Below are 7,105 nucleotides of genomic sequence, written 5' to 3'. Positions count from 1 at the left end.
GAGCAACAGGACGTACAGACCTCATACATGCCGCCCCCACGCTCACCGAGCCACGCACCAGCGCCCAACCCGCCGACACCTCCTGTCCTTCGGCAGATCACACCGCTCCGCCACGCCACCACGGCTCCCCCCTTCGCGCAACCACCGAGGGCGAGCCGTAGTCGTCGAGCGTCTGCCGTGGGTGCTCGCCCGGCGTCGCTAATGACACGTAGTGGTCCCTGATTCGGCACTCGCTGAGCGCGGGCGTCAACCCGCAACGCCGCTCAGGGGTACTACTACGTGTCCTTACCGACGCCGCCCGCCATGAGGAGGTAGACCTCTACGCACGCCTAGCCCGAACAACCTTGCCCCCGATCCAGCCGACACATCCTGTCGTTCGTGCACCACCCACGACCGCCCGAACTGTGGGCACGCCAGCCCGGTCTGTCCCAACCAGCCCCCACACCAGATACCATCACCCCGCACGGGGCGGTAGCTCAGCTGGTCAGAGCAGAGGACTCATAATCCTTGGGTCGTGGGTTCGAGCCCCACCCGCCCCACTTCAGAACACGAGATCAGGGCAGCCGCGGTCACCATCCATGGCAGCCCGGCTCCGCGCGATCAGGAAATGCGTGGCGGAATTCAGGTTGCTGGTTCAGCATCTGACGGTGGACACAGATTCGCTGCAAGGTCCGTCGGCTGCCGTGATTGACGGATTTGCGATCAGGGACGAGCCGGTTCGGCTCAGTGGTGGGCAGGGTGGGACGTGGCGGGCCGGCGGGGTGATTCTCAAGCCGGTGGACTTTGTTCCGGAGACCAACTGGCGGGCCGAGGTTCTGGAGGCTCTGCCTGAGTCTGAGGATTTCCGGATCGCGCGGCCGGTTCGCGCCGTGGACGGGACCTGGATCGCTGAAGGGTGGGAAGCGAGCCACGTCGTCGACGGAGTGACCGACGTCAGGAGGCAGGACGAGGTACTGCGGGCTGGTATCGAGTTCCATCGAGCCATCGCGACTTTCCCGCGCCCTGACTTCCTGGATCTCCGCGATGATCCCTGGTCCATCGGAGATCGGGCCGCCTGGGGAGAGCTCCCGTTCCAGCTCGACCCGGCAGCTGACGTGGTGGCCCAGCCGCTGAGTCACGCCCTTCATCCGGTCGACCTCCCCTCGCAGGCGGTCCACGGTGACCTGCCCGGGAACGTCCTGTTCGCCGCTGGCCTGCCCCCGGCGATCATCGACTGGCCGGTGTATTGGCGTCCGCCGACCTGGGCGTTGGCCGTCGCGGTCGTGGACGCGCTGTGCTGGTACGACGCGACCCCTGACCTCGCGGAGCGGTGGGCACACCTGCCGGCCTGGGGGCAGATGCTGATTCGCGCCCTGATCTACCGGATCGCCACTGACGAAGCGGCCTCCGGCCCAGCGTGCTGGACCGCGGACCGACTCAACGCCTACCGGCCAACGGTCGACCTCGCAGTCGGAATCGCCCGCCGGCAAACCGGCCGATGAGAGCTTCCGCGGTTCCAGGGAACGCCAGCCCCACCAAGTCAGTCATTTGCCCGAACGTGAAACCTGGTTGTCCGGCTGCAGGGCCGTCGGATAGCAATGGCCGGTGATCCTTGGCGAGAAGATCGGGCTGCGGGCCCGGCACGAGAGCGATGTCCCGGTTCTTCACTCTGAGCTGTACGACGATGTGGCCACTCGGGCACGTGCGGACTCTCGACCGTGGCGGCCGATCTCGCCGGGTTCGGATCAGTCGCCCTTCGCCGTGACCGAGCCGTCGGACGAGGCAGCGTGTTTCTCCGTTGTCGAGCTGGAGTCGCAGGAGCTGGCCGGCGAGGCGCTGCTCTGGTCCATCGACACGCACAACCGGACGGCACACATCGGCATCGCTCTGCGTCCCACCTTCCGCAACCGCGGACTCGGCACCGATGTCCTACGCGCCCTGTGCGAATACGGCTTCGCCGTCCGCGGACTCCAACGCCTGCAGCTCGAGACACTCACCGACAACACCCCGATGCTCGCAGCAGCAACCAGCGTCGGCTTCACGCACGAAGGAACCCTGCGGCAGTCCGCCTGGGTTTATGGCACCTACGCCGACGAAGCCATCCTCGGCCTCCTCGTCAGGGACTGGACACACTGACTCGTACGGCGCACAGAGGTTGTGCTGCTCAGTGCGCGGCCGGTGGATCGACAAGCAACTCCCGCCGAGCATCGGCCGCTTCGCCTGGACCACTCCACGCTCGTCCGTTCGAGCCCACCAGCTCCATCACCTTCCCGGCGCGTCCACGGCGTGCCACGATCGGTCGATGGACCTCACGCTGCGAGTCGGCGAGAAGCTCTTCATCAAGGAGGGGCGGGTCTCGGTCACCACACTCGATGCCCACTGGCTCCCGCGGATCCGCGGGCGGCTGATCGAGGTCGCAGCCAACGGCGAGACCATCACCTACGGCACGCTCAAGCAGCAGCTCGGTCTGCCGCATCCACCGAACGGCCTCGGCCGGCTGCTGGATCTGCTCTCGGTGGACTGTGAACGCAGAGGCGAGCCCTCGCTCGCGAGTCTCGTCGTCAACTCCGGAACCGGCGAAGTCGGCCACGACTTCGACGGCGAGCCGATGAGCGAGCGCGGCGACGTGTACCGGCAGTGGCGAGCAGACGGCGGTTAACCGGCAGGTTACTGGCGCGAGCTCCTCGGGGGCAGCCGAACACCGGGCTACCTCGCGGGCCAGCAATCGCGGGCGCGGTTTGAGGCGCGGCTCACTCAGGGGCGGCCGACTACTCGCGCATTTCGGAGCACCTGGGCATCTGGCTCAGAGGTTGTGCTCGGATGAGCGGGTCATCGCGGCCAGGCCGGCGACGGCTGCGAGGCCGGCAGCGGCGGGGATGAGGAAGACGTGGGGTAGTCCGAGGGTGGCGGCTCCGATGCCGCCGGCGGCTCCGCCCAGGGCGGAAGCGAGAGCTGTGGAGCTGAGGAAGATGGCGGAGGCGGTGGCGACGGCTGTCGGGAGCAGCCGTTGGGCGACGATGATTCCGAGGGCTGCGAAGACTGCCCACACGCCGCCCATCAGGATCTGCCCCGCGAACAGCCCGGCGGCGGAGCCGGTCGTCGCGAAGCAGATGTTGGCGGCGACCCCGCACGCCGCGCCGATGACCATGAGGCGCAGCATCCCGATCCGGCGTGCCACGAGTACGGCCAGTGGCATCAACAGGATCTCGACCAGGGGCTGAATTCCTATGATTGCGCCGGCGAGCCCGGAGGGGAGGTCGAGCTGGCTGTTCATGTAGATCGGCAGGTAGGCGTACTTGACCGGCTCCCCGGCGTAGACCAGCACGTAGAGCGCTGTGAAGGCGAGCAATGGCAGCATCGCCCGCAGGCTGGGTGCGCCAGTACGCCGTCCCGTCGTCGGCGTGGAGTGCGGATTCCGGAGAACTCCCAGCGGGGCGATCTGGGCCAGCGTGCAGATCGCAGTCGCGAGAAGCATGATGCGTAGTGAGGTGTGGGCCGCCAGGAAAGATCCGGCGACCGGACCGACGACCCAGCCCCCGGTCATCGCCATTCGAACTCCGGCGACGACACCATCGTTGCCGGGGTCCGGGTGTGCCTTCAGCTCATCGTGGACAGCAGCGAAGAGCTGAGAGGTGGCGGCGCCGGCGAAGCCGAGCACGACTGCACTGATGACGTACGGCATCCACAGTTGCGTCGCGAAGGCGATGCCCGTCCAGCCGGCGAACCCGGCGACCGCACAGGCGCGGAACAGACCCAGCCGCGCACCCGTGCGGTCGGACCTCGCGCCGACCAGGAAACCGATCACTGGTGCGGTCAAGCTCGTGAGATAGAACAGTCCGGCGGCGCTGAGCGAGGCTCCCAGTTCGTTGACCAGGAACGACGCGATCTGAGGTGCGGCCGCCGAGAAGCCGAGGCCGGAGAGGAACAGCGCGATGGTGGCACCGCGGTAGAGCGGCGAGGCGAGCATCAGCCGCAAGGCCGACGTACCCGCGACAGGCTCTTCCAGCACACTCACTTTCGGGTGCTCTCGCGGACGACGAGTTGGACCGGAAACCGTTGCCGGTAGCCGGATTCCGGGCTGCCGTCCAGCAGCAGGCGGGTGGCGGCCGCGGCCATTTCCTCGACGGGTAGCCGCATCGTGGTCAGGGGTGGGTTGGCACAGACGGCGGCGATGCTGTCGTCGAAACCGATCACACTCACGTCGTCGGGCACACGCCTGCCGCTCGCAGTGATGGCCTGAACGGCTCCCGCCGCCATCAGGTCGCAGGCAATGAACATCGCGTCGATGTCCGGGTGTTGCACAAGCAGCCGTTGCGCGGCGCGGTAGCCCCCGTCTCGGTGGAAGTCGCCGTCGGAGCTCAGGTCGGTCAGGCCAAGGTGTTGCACCGCACGCAGGTAACCGGCTCGCCGGTCGATGGCACAGGGGTTCAGGGCCGGTCCGTGGATGGCGGCGATCCGGCGGCAGCCGAGCTCGTGCAGACGGCTGACCGCGGTCTCCGCGCCGCCGACGTTGTCGGCCTGCACACCGGGTACGGCGGTGGCGGTCGGCACCATCGAGACGGTACGGCGGCACCGCCGGTAGAAGCGGGTCGCCAAGGCCGGAGTGATGTCGGCCAGAATCGCCCCGAGGGTGGCGTTCGCGGCGATCTCCTCGATCTCCTTGGCCGCGTTCTCATGCCCGACGGCATGCAATCGCAGTTGCGCGTTGACGCTTTCGAGGACAGGCATCATGCCCGCGAGGACGCGGCTGAAGTACGGATGTGTTCCGAGCCAGCCGGTCCCGGCGCCGTAGCTCACCGCGATGACATCAACGGCGGGCCGCCGTCCGGTCGCCAGAGCTCTGGCGATCTCGTTGGGCTGGTAGCCCAGTTCGGCCACCGCCGCCCGGACCCGCTCGGGCAGCGGCTCGGACGCGCCGGGCTCGTCGTTGATCACCCGGGACGCAGTCGCCCGCGACACACCGGCAACGCGCGCGACATCCGCGATGGTGGGCTGGATCCTGCTCATGGTGCCTGCACTCTCCATCGCGGCGCGTTCGGGGGCATAGGCCCGAACGGTAGACCCGAGAGCGCTCTCAGGCGAAGCAACACGGGGGTGTTCGGGGAACACCGTGCCGGTCACGGTGTTCCCCGAACTGGGGTTAGAGGGTCGCGGTGATGGCGATCTTGGCTGGGTTGGGGCAGAGGAAGCTGCCGCTGGACTTGGGGACGCTTTGTTCGGGGAACGTGCCGGCGTTGCCGGAGTAGGTTCCGGTGAGGGAGCCTGAGTAGCCGCAGCTGATGGGTTTGGTGACGGCTACTTTCAGGGCCAGGGTTGCGGCGTTGCCGGGGCCGAAGGTGAGGGTTCCGGTGGCTGTGCCGTCGGCGGAGCAACTGTCGGCGATGTCGATCGACTGGATCTGTACGGCGGCCGGGGGCGGGCCGCCGTCGTACGTGAAGGTGAAGGCGCAGGGCGTGCCTTGGAACGTGATGGTTCCGGAGCCGGCGGCGTCGGTGCGGGCGGATGCCGGGCCGGCGGCCACGCCGACGGACGACACCACCAGAAGGGCGGACAGGACTGCAGTACGGAAGCGCATGGCGACCTCCAGATGGGGGGCGGTTAGAGTCGCAGGGCAGCTGCCGCCAACGACGCTAAATCCCTCACCTGAGGTAGTCAACAGGTGACAGTCAGTTTTCTTACCTGCGGGTAGAGGTGAGCGGTGCTCAACTACTCAGCGGATGCGGTCGTAAGTGAGGGCTTGTTCACCGGTCGGGCCGGCCTGGTGGTGTGTGAGGGCCCAGGTTGTCGCCGGGAGGCCGGTTTCGAAGAGGCGGGCGCCGCCGCCGGTGATGACGGGGACGACCGTCAGGTAAAGGCGGTCGATGAGGTCGTCGGCGAGTAGGGACTTGATGACGGTTGGCGCGCTGTTGACCAGGATGTCGCCGGATCCGCTCGCCTTGAGGTCGGCGACTACCGCGGCGGCGGGGGCGTTGACGATGCGGGCGTGATTCCCGGGGGCCTCGGTGAGGGTGCTGGAGAGGACGACCTTCTCCACGTCCACCAGCCATTTGGCGTAGCCGCGGTCTCGGGCGTCGGCGTTCTCGTCGTCCGCGACGGAGGACCAGAAGCCGAGGAAGCCTTCGGCACTGTTGCGGCCGAGGAGGGCAGTGGTGGCGGACTCCCAGATGCGGGACATCTGATCGCGGGCGACATCCGTTGCGACAAAGGGCATGAACGGCGCGAAGTCCTGCGGACCGCCCGCGCCGTGGTAGTGGCCGTCGAGGCTGAGCGCGAGGTTGGCGGTAACCAAACGGTTGGTCATGACTGAGCTCCTTGGAGGACGCGGGCGAGATGGTCGAGTACCTGGTTCCAGCCGGTCTCGATACCGGCGATGGAAGGAGCAGCCGCCACAGTGGTGTCGTCGAGCCGCAGGTCGAGCCGCAGCCGGGTGCCGTCCGCAGCCGCGGTCAGCAACACGTCGTACGTCGCACTGAACGAGGCGCCGAGCACCGCAAGGTCAAACACCAAACGCTTGTACGGCGTCGCCTCGTGCACCGTGCCTTCGGACCGGTACCGGCCGTCGGCATCGCGGTACTCGAGAACCGCCCGCCCACCAGCTCGCGGTTCCAGCAAGCCCTCGCTGACTGTCATCGAGGGCGGCGCCCACCACGAGGCGAGCAGGTCGGGGTCGACCCAGTGCCGCCAGACGACCTCGGCCGACGCCGGCAGCACGCGCTCAAAGGAGAACGTCCGCCCGTCGGCCCAGTGATCGCGATCGGCAAGCGCCGTCTCCTGCGAGATAGCGTCCCGGTAGCGCGCCAGCACTTCCCGCTCGCCAGTATGCGAACCCGCGGTCGAGGCCAGCTGTTGCAACCGGTGTGCGAGTGCCGTCAGTGGCTCGGACTCCAGCGCGTACACCCGGCGCTGGCCGAGCGGGAAGACCGTTACCAGTCCCACTCGGCCGAGCGCCTGCAGGTGTTTGGTCGTTTGCGGCTGCCGCAGCCCGGTGAGCTCGGCGAGCTCACCCACGGACCGCGGACGCTCGGCCAGCAACTCGACCAGCCGCCACCGCGCTCCGTCACCCAGTACTGCCGCAATCTGCTCCATGATCCGAAGTATTCTCCACAGAGAATATTCTTGTCAAGGA

Annotated in this window: 8 protein-coding genes and 1 tRNA gene; 4 read left to right on the top strand and 5 right to left on the bottom strand. The window is 67.7% G+C overall.

Features of this window, described 5'->3' with window-relative positions; translation table 11 throughout:
- Positions 1-465: 465 nt before the first annotated feature.
- The 4 genes from E1261_RS20780 (at position 466) to E1261_RS20765 (ending at position 2,638) form a co-directional block, all read left to right on the top strand.
- Positions 466-539, top strand: a tRNA-Ile gene (locus E1261_RS20780).
- A 108-nt stretch (positions 540-647) separates the two neighbouring features.
- Complete coding sequence (locus E1261_RS20775) at positions 648-1,481, top strand: TIGR02569 family protein (RefSeq protein ID WP_238176332.1); 834 nt, start codon at positions 648-650, stop codon at positions 1,479-1,481.
- Positions 1,482-1,584: 103 nt separating this feature from the next.
- The gene (locus tag E1261_RS20770) at positions 1,585-2,115 is read left to right on the top strand and encodes a GNAT family N-acetyltransferase (protein ID WP_132408887.1); all 531 of its coding nucleotides are present in this window, start codon (positions 1,585-1,587) and stop codon (positions 2,113-2,115) included.
- Between the two features lie 166 nt (positions 2,116-2,281).
- Positions 2,282-2,638, top strand: coding sequence for a hypothetical protein (locus E1261_RS20765; RefSeq protein ID WP_132408885.1), 357 nt, complete (start codon positions 2,282-2,284; stop codon positions 2,636-2,638).
- A gap of 144 nt (positions 2,639-2,782) precedes the next feature.
- Here E1261_RS20765 and E1261_RS20760 read toward each other — a convergent pair whose 3' ends face one another.
- From E1261_RS20760 to E1261_RS20740, 5 genes are all read right to left on the bottom strand, one after another.
- Complete coding sequence (locus tag E1261_RS20760; protein ID WP_202874883.1) at positions 2,783-3,994, bottom strand: MFS transporter; 1,212 nt, start codon at positions 3,992-3,994, stop codon at positions 2,783-2,785.
- Entirely contained in the window at positions 3,991-4,986 is a 996-nt protein-coding gene (locus tag E1261_RS20755; protein WP_165952579.1) for a LacI family DNA-binding transcriptional regulator, read from the bottom strand. Before E1261_RS20755 ends, E1261_RS20760 begins: the two co-directional genes overlap by 4 nt.
- A 133-nt stretch (positions 4,987-5,119) precedes the next feature.
- Positions 5,120-5,554 carry a hypothetical protein gene (locus tag E1261_RS20750; RefSeq protein WP_132408881.1) on the bottom strand — a complete coding sequence of 145 codons (435 nt, stop codon included), beginning with the start codon at positions 5,552-5,554 and terminating at the stop codon, positions 5,120-5,122.
- A gap of 135 nt (positions 5,555-5,689) precedes the next feature.
- A complete protein-coding gene (locus tag E1261_RS20745; RefSeq protein WP_132408879.1) occupies positions 5,690-6,280 on the bottom strand; it encodes a dihydrofolate reductase family protein in 591 nt (196 codons plus the stop codon).
- Entirely contained in the window at positions 6,277-7,065 is a 789-nt protein-coding gene (locus E1261_RS20740; RefSeq protein WP_132408877.1) for a metalloregulator ArsR/SmtB family transcription factor, read from the bottom strand. The genes E1261_RS20745 and E1261_RS20740 overlap by 4 nt, the downstream gene beginning before the upstream one ends.
- Between the last annotated feature and the right edge of the window lie 40 nt (positions 7,066-7,105).

Source organism: Kribbella albertanoniae (assembly GCF_004348455.1).
In the GTDB taxonomy this organism is placed as follows: Bacteria; Actinomycetota; Actinomycetes; order Propionibacteriales; family Kribbellaceae; genus Kribbella; species Kribbella albertanoniae.
The sequence above is the reverse complement of the archived record's forward strand: the minus strand, read 5'-3'. Positions and strand labels throughout refer to the sequence as shown.

Excerpts from the sequence above, each read along its gene's own strand:
- E1261_RS20745 (WP_132408879.1), bottom strand. The coding sequence starts at position 6,280 with ATGACCAACCGTTTGGTTACCGCCAACCTCGCGCTCAGCCTCGACGGC.
- E1261_RS20750 (WP_132408881.1), bottom strand. The coding sequence starts at position 5,554 with ATGCGCTTCCGTACTGCAGTCCTGTCCGCCCTTCTGGTGGTGTCGTCC.
- E1261_RS20740 (WP_132408877.1), bottom strand. The coding sequence starts at position 7,065 with ATGGAGCAGATTGCGGCAGTACTGGGTGACGGAGCGCGGTGGCGGCTG.
- E1261_RS20755 (WP_165952579.1), bottom strand. The coding sequence starts at position 4,986 with ATGAGCAGGATCCAGCCCACCATCGCGGATGTCGCGCGCGTTGCCGGT.
- E1261_RS20765 (WP_132408885.1), top strand. The coding sequence starts at position 2,282 with ATGGACCTCACGCTGCGAGTCGGCGAGAAGCTCTTCATCAAGGAGGGG.